This window comes from Streptomyces sp. NC-S4 (assembly GCF_054353315.1).
In genome coordinates, this window is record NZ_CM135937.1 from 8023266 (window position 1) to 8041324 (window position 18059).

The window sequence follows — 18059 nt, forward strand, 5'->3', positions numbered from 1 at the left end:
ATGCAACGAAGCGGGGGAGAGGGAGCCTTGAGCGAGACGCCGTCCGTCCGGCCGCTCGCCATGGCCCGGCTCGATCCAGGCGCCACCGTCACCGCGGAACTCGTCATCCGCACCGTGCCCCTGGTGTCCCCGACGGGCGGAACACCAGGGAGATCCCCCACCGTCTCCCAAGGAGTGACCGTGACCGCACACATCCAAGAAGCGAACGTCCAGGACCTCGAGCGCACCTGGCTGGACGAGGCGATCAGACTGGCCACGAACAGCGTGGCGAACGGCGGCGGGCCGTTCGGCGCCCTGGTCGCCAAGGGCGGCGAGATCGTCGCGATAGGGAACAACCGGGTCACCTCCACCCTGGACCCGACCGCACATGCCGAGGTGAGCGCGATGCGGGCCGCCTGCCAGGAGCTGGACACCTTCTCACTCGAAGGCTGTGTCCTGGTGACCTCGTGCGAGCCGTGTCCGATGTGTCTCTCCTCGGCGCTGTGGGCGCGCGTCGACCGGATCGTCTTCGCCGCCGACCGGGACGACGCCGCGGTGGCCGGTTTCGACGACCGCAAGTTCTACGACCTGTTCGAAAAGCAGCCCGCGTCGAAGTGGCCGCTGGCGATCGAGCGCCTGGACCTGCCCAACCGCACGGAACCGTTCGACGCGTGGGTGGCGAAGACCGACCGCATCGACTACTGAGGCGTGCGAGCCGGGGTTGCGGCCGTCCGGTTCCGCGCCGACGGTGCAGGATGAGGTCGACCGACCTGCCGTCATGACCGGGACCGAGGTGGGTTCTCATGCCCCGCAGCACCGCCGATGACGCCGGGTGGCGGCACGACCGACACCCGCGGCACATCGGTACCTGGCCGGCCGTGGGGGTCACGGTGGCCGTCCTCGGCGTCGCCAACCTGGCCCTGCACCGCTGGACGGGCCTGTGGGGCCTGGTACCGGCCGTCGTGGTCAGCGGCCTGCTGCTCGGTGTGCTGCGCTGGGCCGGCGGTACCCTCGCGGACGCGGGTCTGGCCCGGGACACGCTGGCCCGCGGTGCCCGTTGGGCGGCGGTCCTGATCGGCCTGGTCGGCGTCGTCTACCTGGCCGGGGCGCTGCTGCCGGCCACCAGGTCACTGTTCGAGGACCGGCGGTACGAGGCGATGGACGGCGCGGAGGTGCTGCTCCGCGTGTTCGTACTGGTTCCCGTCGGCACGGTCCTGGTGGAGGAGATCGCCTTCCGCGGGGTGCTCTACGGTCTCGTGCACCGCGTCCGGGGTGCGGGCTGGGCGACCGCCGTGTCGAGTCTGCTGTTCGGCCTGTGGCACGTGCTGCCGTCGCTGCACCTGGCGACCGCGAAACCGGCCGTGAACGCGGTCGTCGGCGACTCCGGGTCCGGGGTGGTGCTGGCGGTGCTGGGCGCCGTGCTGTTCACGGCGGCCGCCGGGGTCCTGTTCTGCGAACTGCGCCGCCGCAGCGGCAGCCTGCTGGCTCCCATGGGCCTGCACTGGGCGGTCAACGCGTTCGGCTACCTCGTCGGGTACCTGCTGCGCTGACCGGGGGAGCGGCGGGCTCAGTTCTGCGGCGAGACGATGTCCTTCAGCCGGTTCAGGTCCTGCGCGGTGAACCCGTCGGGCCGCATGATGTCGTTCCAGGCGTCGACGTACGCGGCCTTGTACGTGTGGCCGTGGCCGTCCGGCACGCCGGTCGAGAACGGCAGGTCGGCGGTGACCTGCCAGAAGGTCACGAACGGAATCCAGACCATCGCCTCGAGCACGTCCGAGCCGGGCCGCTCCCCGATCCAGTCGGGCTCGGTGAGGGCCAGCTTCGGGCTCCACCAGACGATCGGATCGGACGGGTGCATCAGGTAGAGCACCCGGGGGCCGTCCCACGGCCGGTCGGCCGGAGGCGTTCCGGTGGCCGGGTCGTCGGTGAAGCGGACGGTCCGCCCCTCCCGGTAGACGGGTTCGATCTCGGGGCTGCCCGCGTCGCGGTGGTCGCTGAACTCGCGGAAGAGCGTGTTGAAGTTGGGCGGGCCTGCGAACACGGTGCCGGCGGTGCGGTTGCGCAGGTCGGCCTCCCCGCTGAAGGCCGTCTCGCCGCCGAACGACCCGAGGCTCTCACCGGCCACGAAGAGGCGCGGACGCCGGTCCTGGGGCAGCTTGGACCATTTGTCGTAGACCGCGTCGAACAGATCGCGGCCGGCCTCGCGCGCCTTCGACTGGTCCACCAGGTACGACATCCACGACGGCAGGTACGAGTACTGGATCGCCACGGTGGCCGCGTCGCCGTTGCCCAGGTACTCGAACGAGTCCACGGCCGCGGGATCCACCCAGCCGCTGCCCGTGGTGGTCATCACGAGCAGGTTCTCGCGCGTGAAGCCGCCCGCCCGTTCGAGGTCCGCGACCGCCCGGGCCGCCCGGGTCTCCGTGTCGTCGGACGTCTCCAGCCCCGCGTAGGCGCGGACGGGCTCCTGCGCCGTACGGTGGGTGAACGCGCCGATCTCCTGGGCCGACGGCCCTCCGTCGGCGAACGCCCGGCCCTCCCGGCCCAGCGAGTCCCACGGCACCAGCGAGCCGGGCCCGCCCGAACGCAGCGCCGACGTGGGCTGGTGCACCCCTTCCGGGGTTTCCGTGTCGCGCAGCGAGAAGGCCTCGTTGGCCGCGTTCACGAAGCCGTTCAGCAGCAGCCCGGAGAACGCCGCCCACGCCAGGCCCGCCACCAGGATCCAGCCGACCACCCGCGCCGCCCGTCCGCCGATCCAGCGTCCCAGCAGGTCGGCGGCCCGGTGGTACAGGGCCCGGAGCCCCCGCCCGGCCAGGAGCAGGAGCAGGAAGACGAGGGCCGCGAGGAACGGGCAGGCGACGGTGTACAGGACGTTGTAGTCGCTGACCCCCATGAGCAGACGGATCTCGTGCTGCCAGTACTGGCCGAGCCCGAACGAGACGCCGAAGAGCACGACCGCGCCGACGATCAGGACGAGCCACGACCGGCGCGAGGGGATCCGCGCGTCCCGGTCGGCGAAGGCGCGCCACACGTAGGCCGCGACCACGCCCAGCCCGTAGCCGATGGCCGCGCTGATGCCGCAGACCAGGCCCTGGAGTACGCCGCCGCGGGGGAGCAGTGACGGGGTGAAGGACAGACAGGCCAGGAGGAGCGCGCCCCAGCAGCCCGGCAGCGTCAGGCGGGGCCACCGGCGGTGTCTGCGTACCGGCTTCTCCTGTGCGGGAGGTTCCGGCGGGTCCTGGCTCATGGCGTCCTCCACGGCCATGGTGCGCCGGCTCCGCCGGCCGTGCCAACCGGGGCCCGCGCCGTCATTTCGGGCCGGTGGGCGGGGGAACGGAGCTCCCGTCGGGGCCCGGCGCGGTCCACTCGGCCCCGGTGCGCAGCCGGAAGGCGGCGACCGCGGCCTCCACCGTGGGGAAGAAGTGCCCGGGATCGATGGTCCGGGTGAGTCCGTAGCGCTCGATCTTGCGCCGCACGGGGTCCTTGAGCTCCGCGAACACCAGGTGCACGCCGCCCGCGTTGAGCGCCTCGTCGAGGTCTTCCAGGATGTCGGCGGCGGTGGTGTCCACGTCGGTCATGGGCTCCGCCGCCACCACGATCCAGCCCGGCCGGGGATCCGCGGCGGCCAGCCGCCTGACCTCGTCCCGGAAGGTCTTGGCGTTGGCGAAGAAGAGCGGGGCGTCGAACCGGTAGATGACCAGGCCCGGCAGTCGCCCGGCCCCGGGGTAGGAGCGGACGTCGTGGTAGCCCTCCAGGCCCGGCACCCGCCCCAGTACGGTGTCGTACGGCCACCAGGCCCGCCGGAAGACGTTGAGTACGGACAGGCCCACGGCGATGGCGATGCCGGGCAGCACCCCGAGCAGGGCCACGCCGGCGAAGGCCGCGAAGCAGAGCAGGAACTCCGTCCGGCGCTGCCGCCACAGCCGTACGGCTCCCGGGACGTCCGCCAGGGACAGCGAAGCGGTGATGACCACGGCGGCCAGGGCCGGCTGGGGGAGGTTGCGGAACAGGCCCGGAGCCAGGACCAGCATCAAGGCGATGAGGCCCGCTCCGACGACCCCGGTGAGCTGGCTCCTGGCTCCCGCGCGCTCCGCCACCGCGGTACGCGAACCGCTGCTGCTGACGGGGAAGCCCTGGAAGAACGCGGCCGCCAGGTTGGCGGCGCCGACGCCGGACATCTCCTGGTTGCCGCGGACTTCCTGGCCGGTGCGGGCGGCGAACGCGGACGCGTTGGAGATCGTGTCTGCCAGCGAGACCAGGGCGATGCCGAGCGCGCCGGCGAGCAGCGGCGCGAGGTCGGAGGGCCGCACATCGGGGACCGTGAACGGCGGGAAGCCCTCGGGCAGTACGCCCACCAGGCCGACGCCGCGCCCGGCCAGGTCGAAGAAGGTGGCCGCGGCGATCGCCAGGACCACCATCACGAGCACCGCGGGAACCTTCGGCAGGAACCGCTGCAGGAGCAGGATCAGCGCGATTCCGCCGAGGCCCACGGCCGCGGCCGCCGGAACCGTCGCCCCGGCGGCGACCATCCGCACGAGGCCGGCGCACTCGCCGATCAGGTTGTCCGCGTCGACGTCGAAGCCGAGAAGTTTGGGGAGCTGGCCGACGAGAATGGTCAGGGCCAGGCCGTTCATGTAGCCGATCATCGTCGGTTTGGAGATCAGGTCGGCGATGAAGCCGAGCTTCGCCACCGAGGCCAGGATCATGATGGCCGCCACCATGACCGCGAGCATCGACGCGAGTGCGACGGCCCGGTCGGGATCCCCGTCGGCCGCCACCAGGGGCAGCACGGTGGCGGCGATCATCGGACCCAGCGAGGAGTCCGGGCCCAGCACCAGGATCCGGGACGGTCCGAACACCGCGTACCCGAGCAGGCAGAGCATCGACGTGTACAGGCCGGTGATGGCGGGCAGGCCCGCCAGCTCGGCGTAGGCCATGCCCTGCGGTACCAGCAGCGTGGTCAGGACGACGCCCGCGACCAGGTCCTTGGGCAGCCATGCGCGCCGGTAGGACTTCGCCGCGCGGATCCCGGGAACCGACCGCACGTGCGCCAGCACCCCGTGGCCGTCGTGCCGGGTGGTCACGGACCGGCCTTCCTCACGCGGCCCTCGAACGACGGGCCACGAGCTTGCCCAGCTCCCACAGGATCAGGAGCACGACGGCGGCCAGCAGCGCCCAGCCGAACTGCCGCGCGTCGATATCGGTCGTCCCGAGGACCCTTTGGAAGCCGTCCGTCTGGGTCACCAGCACGGAGAGCACGAGCTGGGCCAGGGCGACCCAGTTCATCTGCTTGCTGTCGAACGTGGAGGTCGTCAGCACGGAGTCCGTCTCGCTGCGGCATTCGAACGCCGCCACGATCAGGCAGAGGGCGAAGGCCGTGAACGCGATCGAACGGCCGATCTCGACGTCGTCGAAGTGGCTCTCGCCGAGCGTGATCAGGCCGAGCAGGAGGACGGTGATCGCCAGCCCGCCGAGCCCGACCGTGACCAGCACGGGACGGGTGAGCACGGATTCCCCGCGCGGACGCGGCCGGCGCCGCATGAGTCCGGCGCTCTCCCGGTCGAAACCGAGGGCGAAGCCGAAGGACGCGTTGACGACGAAGTGGATCCACAGCACCTGCGGCGGGGTGAACGGCTCACCGGCGGCGATGTTGAAGACGGTGGCCCCGAGGAACGTCAGTACGAACGTGACCAGCAGGAGCAGGACGAACCGGATGTACTTGGTGAGGTTGTCGTAGATCGTCCGGCCCTGCTCGACGGCGTAGACGATGGTGGCGAAGTTGTCGTCGGAGAGGATCATGCGGCCGGCGTTCTTGGCCACGTCGGTGCCGCTGCCCATGGCGATACCGATGTCGGCGGCCTTGATGGCGGGAGCGTCGTTGACCCCGTCCCCGGTCATCGCCACGACCTCGCCCTTCTTCTTCAGCGTGTTCGCGAGCAGCACCTTGTGCTCCGGGGCGACCCGCCCCACCACGCCGATGGCCTCGATGCGGGCGAGCTGTTCCTCCTCGCTCATGGCGGCGAAATCGGAGCCGAGCACGGCCTCGCCGGGGATCCCGATCTGCCGGGCGATCGCCGCCCCGGTGGTGACGTCGTCCCCGGTCACCAGGCGGACCCGGATGTGCGCCGCCTGCGCCTCGGCCACCGCGGCCCTGGCCTCCTCACGGGGCGGATCGACCATCCCGACGAGGCTGGTCATCCGCAGTTCGGTGACGTACGCGAGCAGATCGCCCTCCGGATCGAAGCCGTCCGGGTCCAGGTCGCGCATGGCCGCGGCCATCACCCGCCGCCCCTCACCGCCCATCCGCTCGCTCTGCTCCTCGGCCCGGCGCAGCAGGTCGGCGTCCCACGGGACGCTCTCGCCCGCCGCGAGCGCGGTGGTGGCCCGTGCCATCACCGCGGGGCCCGCTCCTTTGACGAAGCAGCGCACGACCGGCCGCCCGGAGGCGTCGACCGCCGAGTGGAAGGTGGCCATCAGCTTGTACTCGGGGTCGAACGGCAGGGTGGCGAGCCGCGGGAGGGCGTCCCTGGTGGCATCGGTGTCCAGGCCGGCCTTGTGCGCGAGCACCAGCAGCGCCCCCTCGGTCGGATCGCCCACCACCGCCCCGCCCACCAGCTTGGCGTCGCTGGCGATCACGTACGGCAGGATCGCGTCCTCGATCCCCGCGGCGGACCCGGCGGCGTGGTGCACCTTCCCCTCCAGCCCGTAGCCCGTGCCCGACACGGTGTACCGGTCGGTGGGGCTCAGCACTTCGACGGCGGTCATCTGGTTCATCGTCAGGGTGCCGGTCTTGTCCGAGTTGATCGCCGAGGTGAACGCCAGTGTCTCCACCGACGGCAGCTCCTTGACGATGGCGCTGCGCTTGGCCAGGTTCAGGCTCCCGACGGACAGGATCGCCTGGGTCACGGTCGGCAGGGCCTCGGGGATGGCCGCGATGGCCAGCGAGACCGCGCTGACGAACAGGACGTCCCAGGCCTGGTCCCGCTGGCGCCCCAGCGCGAACATCACGATCATGGTGAGGCCCGCCGCGCCCGTGATCCACAGGGTCAGCCGGTCGAGCTCCTTGGTCAGCGGCGGCACTTCCTTCTCGGTGGCCGACAGCATTCCGGAGATCTTGCCGAGCTCGGTGTCCGCTCCGGTCGCGGTGACGATCATGAGGCCGCTGCCGTGGGTGACCGGGGTGTTCATGAACGCCGTGTTGGTCCGGTCGCCGGGCGACAGCCCGCTGCCCCGCAGCGCGCCGGTCTCCTTCGCGGCGGGCACGCTCTCGCCGGTCAGTGCCGACTCGTCGATCTGCAGGGCGCTGGCCTCGACGAGACGTCCGTCCGCCGGCACCTGGTCCCCGGCGGAGATGAGCACGACATCCCCGTCGACCAGCTGTTCGGCCGGGATCTCGGCCTCCCTGCCGTCCCTGCGCACCCGGGCCGTCGCCTTCATCATCGACTTCAGCGCGTTCATGGCGCTCTCGGCCTTGCCCTCCTGGCGCAGGCCGACGACCGCGTTCAGCAGCGTCAGTACGATCAGCAGGATCGCGGTGGTCCACTCCTGGATGACCAGCGAGACGATCGCCGCGGCCACCAGGACGATCTGCATGTAACTGCGGTACTGGGCGAGGAAACGGCGCCAGGCCGGTGTCCGCTGCTCCTCGGGCAGGGCGTTCGGGCCGTGCGCGGCCAAGAGCTCCGCGGCCCGCGCGGCGGACAGGCCCACCGCGGGATCGACGGCGAACGCCGCCACGACCTCTTCGGGGGAGCGCGTGTACCAGTCGTCCCCGGCAGCCCGCGGCTGCTGTGCCGCGGCATCCGACCGCACCGTCATGGTTGTGCCTCCGATCCGGGGCCGCGGACGTGTCCGGGCCGGCCGCGCGCCGTCCGAGGGCCGCTAGCCACGCTTCTTCTTCGGCTTGCCCCCCGGCTTGCCCTTCGGCTTGCCGTGCCGGGCGGCGTACGGATCGGCGGGGGCGCCGGCCGGAGCCTCCCGCTCCAGGCTCCGCTTGGTGACGAGGAGATCCTTGCGGGCCTCCTCACCCACGTCGGGGTACTGCGGATCGATGTCCATCAGGGTGTGCGCGAGGACCGCCGCCGCGCAGATCCGCGCGAACCACTTCCGGTCCGCCGGCACGACGTACCACGGCGCCCACTTCGTGCTCGTGGCCGACAGCATCTCGGAGAAGGCCTGCTGGTACTCGTCCCACCGGCGCCGCTCCCGGACGTCGGCCGCGGAGAACTTCCAGTTCTTCTCCGGCAGGTCGATCCGCTTCAGGAAGCGGGTGCGCTGCTCCTCCTTGGACAGGTTCAGGAAGATCTTCACCACCTTGAACCCGTTGTCCGTGAGGTAGCGCTCCCAGCGGTTGATCTCCCGGTAGCGCCGGTCCCAGATGTCCGGTCCGAGCACGTGTTCCGGCAGCTTCTGCCGGAGGAGGACCTCGGGGTGCACGCGTACGACGAGGACCTCCTCGTAGTGCGAGCGGTTGAAGATGGCGATCTCGCCGCGTTCGGGCAGCCGCCGGGCGTAGCGCCACAGGTAGTCGTGGTCGAGTTCCTCGGAGGAGGGCACCTTGAAGCTGCTGACCCGTACGCCCTGGGGATTGACGCCGCTCATCACGTGGCGGATCGTCCCGTCCTTGCCCCCGGCGTCGAGCGCCTGGAGGGCGAGCACCACGCCGTACGTGTCTTGGGCGGCCAGCCGCTCCTGGTACTCGGCGAGCAGCGACACCCCGGTCCGCAGGAGTTCGGTCCCGTCCCGCTTCTTCATGCCGGCCTTGTAGCGGGGATCGAAGTCCCGTTCCAGACGCACCTTCGAACCCGGTCGCACCCGGAGCGGTTCGATGAAGTCCGCGATGCGTTCGGCCCTCTCGTCGGACATCAGCGCTCGTCCTTCCCCACCACGTCCGCGGCGCTCCCGGCGGCGAGCGCCCGTCGGGCCCTGCGCTCGGCCAGGATCGGGACGTACTTCCTGACCCTGGCCTGCCGGAAGGAGTCGTACGCGGCCTCGACCGTCGCCTCGACGGTGTCCGCGTCGACCGAGGGGTAGGCCGCCTTCAGGCGGGCCACGGTGGTCCGGACGGACGCGAGTTCCTCCGGGGTGGGTGCCCACTGTTGCGTTGTCCGTGCCCCGGGATCCTCCATGGCGTGGGAGTCCTCGGTCCGTTCCGCGCCCTGGAGCGTTGCAGGTGCCATGTCCCACGACCTTCGGACCGTCGTTCCGCGCATGCCGACTTCGGTGAGCTTGAGGGTGTCTCCATGGCGATTCTCTGTCAAACCGGACAAGATCGCCCACCGAGTGCGCGGAGGCGGGAAGGCGGGTCCCGGGGGATCCGCACGAGAGGGTCTAACAGGCTCCCGGGCCGCCTTGGGCGGCGTCGCACTCCGCGGCGCTGCGGGCGAGCTCCGTGCACAGGGTGGCTTCGACCTTGCCCAGGAGGCGGGCCAGTTCGGCGCGTTCGGCGGGGTCCAGGCCGTCCAGGGTCTGGCGTTCCAGTTCGCCCCACGCCCTGCGGACCTCGACGAGGAGTCCGCGACTGGCGTCCGTCGCCTCGACCAGGGAGGCCCGCCGGTCGGCGGGGTCCGGGCGGCGCCGGACGTGGCCGGAGAGCTCCAGGCGCTGGAGCATCTTGGTCACCGTCGAGGGGTCGAGGCCGACCGCCTTGATCAGCTCGGACTGGCGCACGGCCCCGCTGTCCCAGAGGTGCATCATCAGGAACTCCTGCCCCGGGTGCAGCCCCAGGTCCCGCAGGACCCGGCCCGCCGCGATCCGGTGGAGCCGGGAGACCCGGCTGATCGCATGACTCACCGGCCCGTCCAGCACCGCACTCGGCACCCCCGCGCACTGCGTGGCGGAGCGCGGCTCCTGTACGGATTCCGCGGTCATGGACGTGCTCCTCCAGGTCGGTCCGGCAGATCTCCGGATGGATTCTACCGTCCGCCCACATTTTATCTTGGTCGGCCAAGTAAATGAGGTACGCTGCATCCCGCAGCCAACCATTGGCCGACCAACTATCTCTGTGGGGCAGACATGACCAGCGCCTTCGAACCGGTCCACGTGGCCGGCGCAACCCTCTCCAACCGGATCGCCCTCGCCCCGATGACCCGCAGCCGCGCAGGTCAGGGAGGCGTCGCGACCGGCCTCGTCGCCGAGTACTACACCCAGCGCGCCTCCGCCGGTCTGATCATCACCGAGGGGATCCAGCCCTCCGTCGTGGGGCAGGGCTACCCCTTCACCCCCGGCCTGCACAGCGCCGAGCAGATCGCGGCCTGGCGCGAGGTCACCGACTCCGTGCACGCGGCGGGGGGCCGGATCTTCGCCCAGCTCATGCACTCCGGCCGCATCGGCCACCCGAGCCTGCTGCCCGACGGCCTCGTCCCCGTCGCCCCGTCCGCGGTGGCCGCACGGGGACAGCTCTTCACCGGAGACGGCATGAAGGACTTCGTCACCCCGCACGAGCTGACCGGGGCCGAGGTGCGCCAGACCGTCGCCGACTACGCGCAGGCCGCCCGCAACGCCGTCGAAGCCGGCTTCGACGGGGTGGAGCTGCACGGGGCCAACGGGTACCTGATCCACCAGTTCCTGGCCCCCGGCTCCAACCTGCGCACCGACGAGTGGGGCGGGCCGGTGGAGAACCGGATCCGGTTCGCGGTCGAGGTGGTCAAGGCGGTGGCCGCCGCGATCGGCGCCGAGCGCACGGCACTGCGCGTCTCGCCCGGCAACACCTACAACGACATCTCAGAGCCCGACCCGCAGCCCGTCTACGAGGCGCTGGTCAAGGAGATCGACGGACTGGGCCTCGCCTACCTCCACGTCCTGGAGCACGCCCCCGAGGCGCGGGAGGCCACCCTCGCCCTGCGCAAGCAGTTCTCCGGACCGTTCGTGCTGAACCCGGCGACCGAGGGCCCCACCGACCACCGCGCCCTCCCGCTGATCGAGGACGGCGTCGCCGACCTCCTCGCCTTCGGAGCCCTCTTCCTGGCCAACCCGGACCTGCCGGAGCGCCTGCGCACCGAAGGCCCGTACAACACCCCTGACCCCGCCACCTTCTTCGGCGGCGACGCACGCGGCTACACGGACTACCCGGCCCGCTGAGCCGTCGGGGTCCGGCAGTATGGCTCCGTGAATCCCCTGCCCCGATGCCGTGACGCTGCCGCCGTCCCCGACCTCCGGCGGACGCGGCTGGTGGCGGCCGCGGCCGCGGCGGCGACCGTGGGCGCGGGGCTGGGGCTGCGGGCCGTCACGGCGGGGAGCACGGCGAAGTACGGGGGAGACGCCCTGTACACCGTCCTGCTGCTGACCCTCGTCGTGCTGGTCGCGCCCCGGCTGACGCCCCTGCGGGCGGCCGGGACCGCGCTGGCCGCCAGCTGGGCCGTCGAATTCCTCCAGCTGACCGCCGTACCCGCGGAGCTCTCCCGGCACAGCACCGTGGCCCGCCTGGTCCTCGGTTCCACCTTCAACGCACCCGACCTGTTCTGGTACGCGGTCGGCGCGGCGGCGGCCTGGCTCCTGCACACCGCGCTGGCGCCGTCCGGCGCGGGCTCGGGCTCCGGCTCCGGCTGACCGGCTCGCGCGAGCGGCTCCGGTCAGCCGGACCGGCGAGCGCTGTTCAGCCGGGCGGCCTGGCGCGTCAGATGATCGCGCTCGGCGAGGTTGGGCGCCTTCCGCGCCGCCTCGGCGTACAGCCGCGCCGCCGTCACCGCGTCGCCGTCGCGCTCGTGGAGGTACGCCGCCACCGCGGTGTGGCGGGGCAGTGCGTCGTCCAGCGCCGCGAGCGCCGCGAGTCCTGCGCGCGGCCCGTCGGCCTCACCGACGGCCACCGCGCGGTTGAGCCGTACGACCGGGCTGTCCGTCAGGAGCACGAGCTCGTCGTACCACTCGACGATCTGCACCCAGTCGGTCTGCTCGGCGGTGGGCGCGTCGGCGTGGAGCGCCGCGATGGCCGCCTGGGCCTGGAACTCGCCCAGCCGGTCACGGGCGAGGGCCGTCTGCAGGACCCGCACGCCCTCGGCGATCGCCCCGGTGTCCCACCGGCCGCGGTCCTGCTCGGCGAGCGGCACCAGACTCCCGTCGGGTGCGGTCCGGGTGGCGCGCCGGGCATGGTGGATCAGCATGAGGGCGAGCAGACCGGCCACCTCGGGGTGGTCGACCCGGGACGCGAGCTGCCGGGTGAGCCGGATGGCCTCGGCGGCCAGGTCGATGTCGCCGGAGTAGCCCTCGTTGAAGACCAGGTAGAGGACCCGCAGCACCGTGGCGACGTCGCCGGGCCGGTCGAACTGTACGCCGGAGACGGTGCGCTTGGCCCGGCTGATGCGTTGCGCCATGGTCGCCTCGGGCACCAGGTAGGCCCGGGCGATCTGGCGGGTGGTGAGGCCGCCGACGGCGCGCAGCGTGAGCGCCACCGCGGACGAGGGCGTCAGCGACGGGTGGGCGCACAGGAAGTACAGCCGGAGCGTGTCGTCCACCGCGGGCGCCGGCCCGGGCGGCGGCTCCTCGTCCGCGAGGTCCTCGCGCCGGCGGCGGGCCGTGTCCGCCCGGGTCGCGTCGAGGAACCGCCGCCAGGCGACGGTGACCAGCCAGCCCTTCGGGTCCCGCGGAGGGTCGGCGGGCCAGGTCCGCACCGCCTCGACCAGCGCGTCCTGGACGGCGTCCTCGGCCGCCGCGAAGTCGGCTCCGCGGCGGACGAGGATGGCGAGCACGCTCGGAGTGAGGCTCCTGAGCAGGGCCTCGTCCATCGGTGGGGTCATTCCGTGATGGTGGGCGGCGCGGTCAGGAACGGGCGCAGTTCGAGCCACTCGTGGATCGGCTCCCCGCCCGCCCCGGGGGCGGCCGACAGCTCTCCGGCCAGTTCGACGGCGCGCTCGTAGCTGTCGACGTCGATCACCATCCAGCCGGCGATCAGGTCCTTGGTCTCCGCGAACGGGCCGTCGGTGACCGGCGGACGCCCCTCGCCGTCGTACCGGACGAAGGTCCCCTCGGGGGCGAGTGCCTGACCGTCGACGAACTCGCCGGTCTTCTCGAGCCGGGCCGCGAAGTCGTTCATGTACTGGATGTGCGCCGAGATCTCCTCGGGCGTCCACCGGTCCATGGGCACGTCGTTGACCGCTGCCGGGGCGCCGCGGTAGTGCTTGAGCAGCAGGTACTTGGCCATGGTCGTTCTCCTCGGTGCTGGTGCGACCCATTGTGGCCGCGTTCACCCCTGGGACGGAGCCGGTCACGTCTTCTCGACATCCCCTCCGCAGTTTTTTTGACGCGTGTGGACGAGCCCGTTTCGGTGGGCCCGTGGCGGGCCGGCGCGTCAGGGACCCGTACGGATCCGTGCCTCCGGTGTCCCGGGCCGCCCGCAGGGTCAGTCCTTGCTCGCCGACTGCCAGCTCATGCCCCAGCCGTACTCGATGTCCGCCGCCTGCTGCTTGAAGACGCCGGGCGCCGGCAGGAGGTACTTCGCCTCCCGCCGGACGATCAGCTCCCCGCCCACGTTCTCGATCAGTGCGATCGCCGCCACCGGTGACGGGACGGTGCATTCGTCCAGGCGCATCTCGATCGGCGGACCGACGGGCGGATGGAGCGTGGCGACCCCTTGCAGTCCGGCGAAGCTGGTGGCCCCGGCGTAGATGACCACGAACACCAGGAGGCGCTCGATCTCGGCCGCGTGGTCCAGGTTGATCATGAGGTTCTCGCCGGCCTCGCTCGCACCGGTCCGGTCGTCGTGGTCCAGCTGGATGTAGGGCGGCTGGTGGAACGAGCCGAACTGGTTGTCGATGGGATGGACGATCCCCTTCGTGCCGTTCCGCAGTTCCCACAGGCAGGAGAGGTCGAGATCGACGTCCTCCAGCCGGACGGCGTCCTTGCCCTTCCGCATCCAGCCGCGCGGTGGCACGGCGGCGCTCCACGTGAGATTGACCCGCATGCCCCCCGAGGTGGCCCCCTGCTTGGTCAGCGACACCGCGGGGGCCGCCTTCGTCAGGGTGATCTTCGACAGCCGTACCGGCGTCGGCGCAGGCGTCGGCACCGGCGCAGAGGGAGCCGGGCCCGGGGCGGGATCGTCGACCGTGATCCCGAAGTCGGTGGCGAGCCCGGCCAGCCCGGAGGCGTACCCCTGGCCCACCGCCCGGAACTTCCACGCACCGGCCCGCCGGTACAGCTCCCCGAGCACGAACGCGGTCTCCGTCGTGGCGTCCGTGGCGTCGAACCGCGCCGTCTCGACGCCGCTCCGCGCGTCCAGTACGCGGACGAAGAGCCCGGAGACCTGAGCGAACGTACCGTCCGTGGAAGCCGCGACCACCACGGTCCCGATCTCCTCCTCCACCCCGGACAGCGTCACCCCGATGGTTTCGAGCACTCCCGTGCCGTCCTGGCGCCGTCCCTCGTGGCGCACGGCACCACTGGGGTGCAGGGGTTGGTTGTAGAACACGAAGTCGTCGTCCGAGCGCACCTTGCCCGCTGCCGTCAGCAGCAGGGCCGATACATCCACATCGGGCGCTCCGGGACCCGCTCGCCACCCCAGCTCCACCCGGACCGCGGCGCTCGGCACCGGTACGTTGGCACCCTTCCGCATGGACATGCGCTCCCCCTTCCGCTGCGGGTCTCCCACTCCCGCAGCGTACGAGGACGCGGCCCGTTCCCGTCCCCGAAGGCGGCGATTGGAGACCTCCGGCCACCGGGACGTCCGGTCCGGCGCCTCCCGTGTGGCGGCGGGCGGGCGCCGGACCGGACCGGCCCGCGGGGCCGGATCACCCTTCGCGGTCCATGACGCGGCGGGCCGCCTCGGCCTCCGCCGCGGGCGGTGACAGTTCGTCGAGCGTGTCGAGCTCGTCGTCCGAGGCCAGCTCCCGCTCCCAGGCCGCCGCGAGCCGCTCCTGCTCCTGCGGCGGCCTGCCGGTGACGGCCTCCTGCTGCTGCGGTCCCAGAGCCGCGAGGAAACGCCCGACCGAGTCCGTCGGCATGCCGTACTCCTTCTCGCCGTGGGGGAGGGCAGCGCCGATCGCGATGCCGTGCCCGGCCCAGGATGGCGAACCGCTCCTGGGCGGCCGGCCCGACACGGCGGTCCGCCACCCGAATGCCGCGCCCGGGAGCGGTCCGCCGCACGACCGCGGGTCACGAGGGCGTGGAACTCGTCGCGCGCGCCGCACGCTTGTCCTCCCCGGCCCGCTCCCGCTCGCGTCCCGTGGGGCGGTCCGGCCCGAACCCGGCGGCCAGGACGGCCGCGCCGATCAGTGCGAACCCGGCCGTCCAGAGCGCCCCGACGTGCATGGCGTGCAGGAAGGCGGAGTCCGCGGCCGCGGCGAGCCGGGTGTCGTGCGTGGCCGCCGCCACGTGCCGGGCGAGTTCGGCCGAGACCCGCGCCTGTTCCCGCACCGGATCCGGCAGGCCGGTCAGCGAGCCGTCGATCGACCGCCGGTAGACGATCGAGGTGATGGTGCCGCCGACCGCGATGCCCAGCACGCTGCCGGTCTGGCGCAGGGTGCTGTTGACCGCGCTGCCCGCGCCGGACCGCTCCAGCGGCAGGGAACCCAGTACCGCACCCGTGACGGGAGCGATCACCATGCCGACCGCGGTGCCCTGGACCAGCACGACCGCCGCGTACCAGCCGATCGGGGTGGTCGCTCCGAACAGGGCGAAGGAGCCCATCGCGGCGGCCGCGACGGTCAGCGCGACCGAGGAGACGAGCCGGACGGAGCTCCGCCGGGCGAGCCGGACGGCGACCGGGGCGCCGACGATCACCCCGAGGGCTCCCGGGAGCGCGAGCAGCGAGGCGTCCAGCGCCGAGTAGCGGCGGACGCCTTGCAGGTAGAAGGCGAGGTAGAAGGATCCGGCCGTCACGGCCAGGAAGACGGCCATCAGGGTGAGGTTCCCGGCGGCGAAGCGGCGCTGCGCCAGCAGCCGCGGGTCGAAGCCGGGGTGGGCGATCCGCAGCTCGACGACCACGAACGCGGCGATCAGCGCGACGCCGGCGAGGGTGGACCCCCACACGCGCGGCTGGGCGAAGGAGGCGTCCTGGCCGGCACGGATCAGGCCGTACGCGAGGACGCCCAGGCCGCCGGTCGACAGCAGCAGTCCCGCCGGATCGAGGCGACGGACCTGCGGGCTGCGGAAGTTGGGCACGTAACGGGCGATGAAGCCGAGGCCGAGGACGACGACGGGAACGTTGACGAGGAAGACCGACCCCCACCAGAACCTCGCGAGCAGCACTCCGGCGAGGATCGGCCCCGCGGCGAGGCCGACGCCGGCGAAGGACGACAGGGTGCCGAAGGCGGCCGGACGCCGCGCGGGCTCGAACGTCCAGCCGACCACCGCCATGGTGGCCGGGACGAGCAGTGCGGCACCTGCGCCCATCACGGCGCGGGCGGCGATGAGTTGGCCGGGGGTGGTGGCGTAGGCGGCGAGGGCGGAGGCGGCGCCGAAGAGGGCCATGCCCGTCAGCAGGACGTCGCGGTGGCCGAACCGGTCACCGAGCGCGCCACCGGTGAACATCAGGCCGGCGAAGGTCAGGGTGTAGGCGCCGGTGGCCCACTGCAGCTCGCCCGGGGTGGCGCCTAACCCCCGGACGGGGTCGGAGAGCGTCTCGAACGCGGTGGTCAGGATGGTGCCGTCGAGCCAGATGAGGAGTTGGGCGAAGACGAGGACGCCGAGGATGAGCCGCTGGCGGGCCGGTGGTGGGGTGGACGGCACGGTTGACATGGGTGAGGACATGCGTGACTGCCTTCGGATCAGCGGGAGTCGGGCATCGGTGGCGCGCATCGCGGAGCACGCGGCGGCAGCGCACCGTCCAGAGAATCGTCAGGTACCTGACGGTTCTCCCATCGTGGCAAACTCGTAAAGTACCTGTCAATCATGAATTCGGAGGTCGTCCGATGGGCGAGCAGAGTCAGCGTCGGGTGCTGAGCTTCGTGGTGCGCCACGCCTGGCTCAGCATGCGGGCCGCGATCGGTGCCGAGCTGGAGGAATTCGGGCTCACCGTGCCGCAGTTCGCGACCTTGATGATCGTGGGGCAGTCCCCGGGCATCTCGGTGGCCCAGCTGGCCCGCCTGGTCGGGAGCTCCCGCCAGGCCGCCAACGAGATGCTCGCGGCGCTGGAGCGCGACGGCCTGATCGTCCGGGCCCCGCACGCCACCGACCGCAGGACGCACCAGCTGAGTCTCACGGAGCTCGGCCACGCGCGCTACGAGGACGCGCTCCCGGCCGTCCGGCGGCGCGAGGCCGAGCTGGAGGAGGGGCTGACGCCGGAACAGTGCGAGGCGGCGTTCGCCTGGCTGTCCGCGATGTCGAACGCCCGTCAGGGGGCGGGGAGGAACTGACCCGGACCCCCGGCGGTCGGCTCAGGGCGTGGACTTCCAGCCCTGCCCGTGGAGTCGCTCGAACCCGTCCAGGAGGAGGTCCAGTGCGAACTCGAACTCGAACCGGTCGTCACATCCGCGGCCGATGACCGACCCCCGGTCGTGCGCCACCGCCCGCGCCAGTTCGGTGACGTGGGGATACCGGCGGGCCATCACCTCGTACGCGGCCGCCTGCGCCGGTTCGTCCTGGGGTGCGGCGCCCGCCGGGTCGTCGAACAGCTCCTCGGTGAAGCCCAGCACCCGGCTGCCCAGGGCGTGCATCACGTGGTGGGTGAGGTCGGCCGAGAAGCCGCCGGCCCGGAACATCCCGATCACCGAGTCGAGGTACGCGAGCACCGCCGGCGTCGGACTGGTGCGCGACCGGATCACCTGAGCCGCCCAGGTGTGCGCGAGGAGGGCGCCGCGCGCCCCGAGGATCCGCCCGCGGACCGCGCTCTTCCAGTCGGAGCCCGGCGCCTGGCGCGCGATGCCCGCGACGACGACCTCCACCATGCCGTCCAGGAGCTCCTCCTTGTTGGCCACGTGCTTGTAGAGCGCCATCGGTACGACGCCCAGCTCCTGGGCCAGTTTGCGCATGCTCAGCGCCTCGATCCCGGCGTCGTCGGCGAAGGACACGGCGGCGCGCAGCACCCGGTCGCGGCTCAAGGGGGCCCGGCGCGGTTCCTGTGGCGCCTGTGACTGCTGGGGCATGTGGGCTTCTCCCTCGATCCGGTCCCGGGGCGGGATGAGCGGGGCTGTCCGTCCCGCCTTGACGAGTGT

At 72.2% G+C, this 18059-nt stretch carries 17 protein-coding genes; 5 read left to right on the forward strand and 12 right to left on the reverse strand.

Annotated features, from left to right (window positions below):
• Nucleotides 1-174: 174 nt before the first annotated feature.
• The gene (locus ACXNSR_RS35885; protein ID WP_458643484.1) at nt 175-684 is read left to right on the forward strand and encodes a nucleoside deaminase; all 510 of its coding nucleotides are present in this window, start codon (nt 175-177) and stop codon (nt 682-684) included.
• A 98-nt stretch (nt 685-782) separates the two neighbouring features.
• The gene (locus ACXNSR_RS35890; protein WP_458639503.1) at nt 783-1529 is read left to right on the forward strand and encodes a lysostaphin resistance A-like protein; all 747 of its coding nucleotides are present in this window, start codon (nt 783-785) and stop codon (nt 1527-1529) included.
• A 17-nt stretch (nt 1530-1546) separates the two neighbouring features.
• Here the strand turns inward: ACXNSR_RS35890 and ACXNSR_RS35895 are convergent, their stop codons facing one another.
• From ACXNSR_RS35895 to ACXNSR_RS35920, 6 genes are all read right to left on the reverse strand, one after another.
• Nucleotides 1547-3226 (reverse strand): alpha/beta hydrolase, encoded by a 1680-nt coding sequence (locus tag ACXNSR_RS35895; protein WP_458639504.1) that lies wholly within the window; start codon nt 3224-3226, stop codon nt 1547-1549.
• Nucleotides 3227-3287: 61 nt separating this feature from the next.
• Nucleotides 3288-5063 carry a SulP family inorganic anion transporter gene (locus ACXNSR_RS35900; protein WP_458639505.1) on the reverse strand — a complete coding sequence of 592 codons (1776 nt, stop codon included), beginning with the start codon at nt 5061-5063 and terminating at the stop codon, nt 3288-3290.
• Nucleotides 5064-5076: 13 nt separating this feature from the next.
• Complete coding sequence (locus ACXNSR_RS35905; RefSeq protein ID WP_458639506.1) at nt 5077-7797, reverse strand: cation-translocating P-type ATPase; 2721 nt, start codon at nt 7795-7797, stop codon at nt 5077-5079.
• 63 nt (nt 7798-7860) lie between these two features.
• A complete protein-coding gene (locus tag ACXNSR_RS35910) occupies nt 7861-8844 on the reverse strand; it encodes a polyphosphate kinase 2 family protein (RefSeq protein WP_458639507.1) in 984 nt (327 codons plus the stop codon).
• The gene (locus ACXNSR_RS35915; protein ID WP_458639508.1) at nt 8844-9158 is read right to left on the reverse strand and encodes a three-helix bundle dimerization domain-containing protein; all 315 of its coding nucleotides are present in this window, start codon (nt 9156-9158) and stop codon (nt 8844-8846) included. Before ACXNSR_RS35915 ends, ACXNSR_RS35910 begins: the two co-directional genes overlap by 1 nt.
• A gap of 151 nt (nt 9159-9309) precedes the next feature.
• Entirely contained in the window at nt 9310-9849 is a 540-nt protein-coding gene (locus tag ACXNSR_RS35920) for a MarR family winged helix-turn-helix transcriptional regulator (RefSeq protein WP_458639509.1), read from the reverse strand.
• 144 nt (nt 9850-9993) lie between these two features.
• On the opposite strand from ACXNSR_RS35920, the gene ACXNSR_RS35925 reads away from it, so the two are divergent.
• Nucleotides 9994-11058, forward strand: a complete 1065-nt coding sequence (locus ACXNSR_RS35925) for an alkene reductase (RefSeq protein WP_458639510.1) — start codon at nt 9994-9996, stop codon at nt 11056-11058.
• A 36-nt stretch (nt 11059-11094) separates the two neighbouring features.
• Nucleotides 11095-11526 carry a ribosomal maturation YjgA family protein gene (locus tag ACXNSR_RS35930; protein WP_458643485.1) on the forward strand — a complete coding sequence of 144 codons (432 nt, stop codon included), beginning with the start codon at nt 11095-11097 and terminating at the stop codon, nt 11524-11526.
• 23 nt (nt 11527-11549) lie between these two features.
• On the opposite strand, the gene ACXNSR_RS35935 is transcribed toward ACXNSR_RS35930, so the two are convergent.
• The 5 genes from ACXNSR_RS35935 to ACXNSR_RS35955 form a co-directional block, all read right to left on the reverse strand.
• Entirely contained in the window at nt 11550-12698 is a 1149-nt protein-coding gene (locus tag ACXNSR_RS35935; protein ID WP_458643486.1) for an RNA polymerase sigma factor, read from the reverse strand.
• 8 nt (nt 12699-12706) lie between these two features.
• The gene (locus ACXNSR_RS35940; RefSeq protein ID WP_458639511.1) at nt 12707-13114 is read right to left on the reverse strand and encodes a YciI family protein; all 408 of its coding nucleotides are present in this window, start codon (nt 13112-13114) and stop codon (nt 12707-12709) included.
• 198 nt (nt 13115-13312) lie between these two features.
• Nucleotides 13313-14527: a TerD family protein gene (locus tag ACXNSR_RS35945; RefSeq protein ID WP_458639512.1), complete on the reverse strand. Its 1215-nt coding sequence runs from the start codon at nt 14525-14527 to the stop codon at nt 13313-13315.
• A 169-nt stretch (nt 14528-14696) separates the two neighbouring features.
• Nucleotides 14697-14909, reverse strand: a complete 213-nt coding sequence (locus tag ACXNSR_RS35950; protein ID WP_458639513.1) for a hypothetical protein — start codon at nt 14907-14909, stop codon at nt 14697-14699.
• A 151-nt stretch (nt 14910-15060) separates the two neighbouring features.
• On the reverse strand, nt 15061-16644 hold the full coding sequence (locus tag ACXNSR_RS35955; protein WP_458639514.1) for an MFS transporter: 1584 nt from the start codon (nt 16642-16644) through the stop codon (nt 15061-15063).
• 173 nt (nt 16645-16817) lie between these two features.
• On the opposite strand from ACXNSR_RS35955, the gene ACXNSR_RS35960 reads away from it, so the two are divergent.
• Nucleotides 16818-17261, forward strand: coding sequence for a MarR family winged helix-turn-helix transcriptional regulator (locus ACXNSR_RS35960; protein ID WP_458639515.1), 444 nt, complete (start codon nt 16818-16820; stop codon nt 17259-17261).
• A 21-nt stretch (nt 17262-17282) separates the two neighbouring features.
• Here the strand turns inward: ACXNSR_RS35960 and ACXNSR_RS35965 are convergent, their stop codons facing one another.
• On the reverse strand, nt 17283-17990 hold the full coding sequence (locus ACXNSR_RS35965) for a TetR/AcrR family transcriptional regulator (RefSeq protein WP_458639516.1): 708 nt from the start codon (nt 17988-17990) through the stop codon (nt 17283-17285).
• Nucleotides 17991-18059: the final 69 nt, after the last annotated feature.

Excerpts from the sequence above, each read along its gene's own strand:
- ACXNSR_RS35905 (WP_458639506.1), bottom strand. The coding sequence starts at position 7,797 with ATGACGGTGCGGTCGGATGCCGCGGCACAGCAGCCGCGGGCTGCCGGG.
- ACXNSR_RS35950 (WP_458639513.1), bottom strand. The coding sequence starts at position 14,909 with ATGCCGACGGACTCGGTCGGGCGTTTCCTCGCGGCTCTGGGACCGCAG.
- ACXNSR_RS35945 (WP_458639512.1), bottom strand. The coding sequence starts at position 14,527 with ATGTCCATGCGGAAGGGTGCCAACGTACCGGTGCCGAGCGCCGCGGTC.
- ACXNSR_RS35910 (WP_458639507.1), bottom strand. The coding sequence starts at position 8,844 with ATGTCCGACGAGAGGGCCGAACGCATCGCGGACTTCATCGAACCGCTC.
- ACXNSR_RS35915 (WP_458639508.1), bottom strand. The coding sequence starts at position 9,158 with ATGGCACCTGCAACGCTCCAGGGCGCGGAACGGACCGAGGACTCCCAC.
- ACXNSR_RS35920 (WP_458639509.1), bottom strand. The coding sequence starts at position 9,849 with ATGACCGCGGAATCCGTACAGGAGCCGCGCTCCGCCACGCAGTGCGCG.
- ACXNSR_RS35955 (WP_458639514.1), bottom strand. The coding sequence starts at position 16,644 with ATGTCAACCGTGCCGTCCACCCCACCACCGGCCCGCCAGCGGCTCATC.
- ACXNSR_RS35940 (WP_458639511.1), bottom strand. The coding sequence starts at position 13,114 with ATGGCCAAGTACCTGCTGCTCAAGCACTACCGCGGCGCCCCGGCAGCG.
- ACXNSR_RS35935 (WP_458643486.1), bottom strand. The coding sequence starts at position 12,698 with ATGGACGAGGCCCTGCTCAGGAGCCTCACTCCGAGCGTGCTCGCCATC.
- ACXNSR_RS35895 (WP_458639504.1), bottom strand. The coding sequence starts at position 3,226 with ATGAGCCAGGACCCGCCGGAACCTCCCGCACAGGAGAAGCCGGTACGC.
- ACXNSR_RS35965 (WP_458639516.1), bottom strand. The coding sequence starts at position 17,990 with ATGCCCCAGCAGTCACAGGCGCCACAGGAACCGCGCCGGGCCCCCTTG.
- ACXNSR_RS35890 (WP_458639503.1), top strand. The coding sequence starts at position 783 with ATGCCCCGCAGCACCGCCGATGACGCCGGGTGGCGGCACGACCGACAC.
- ACXNSR_RS35925 (WP_458639510.1), top strand. The coding sequence starts at position 9,994 with ATGACCAGCGCCTTCGAACCGGTCCACGTGGCCGGCGCAACCCTCTCC.
- ACXNSR_RS35960 (WP_458639515.1), top strand. The coding sequence starts at position 16,818 with ATGGGCGAGCAGAGTCAGCGTCGGGTGCTGAGCTTCGTGGTGCGCCAC.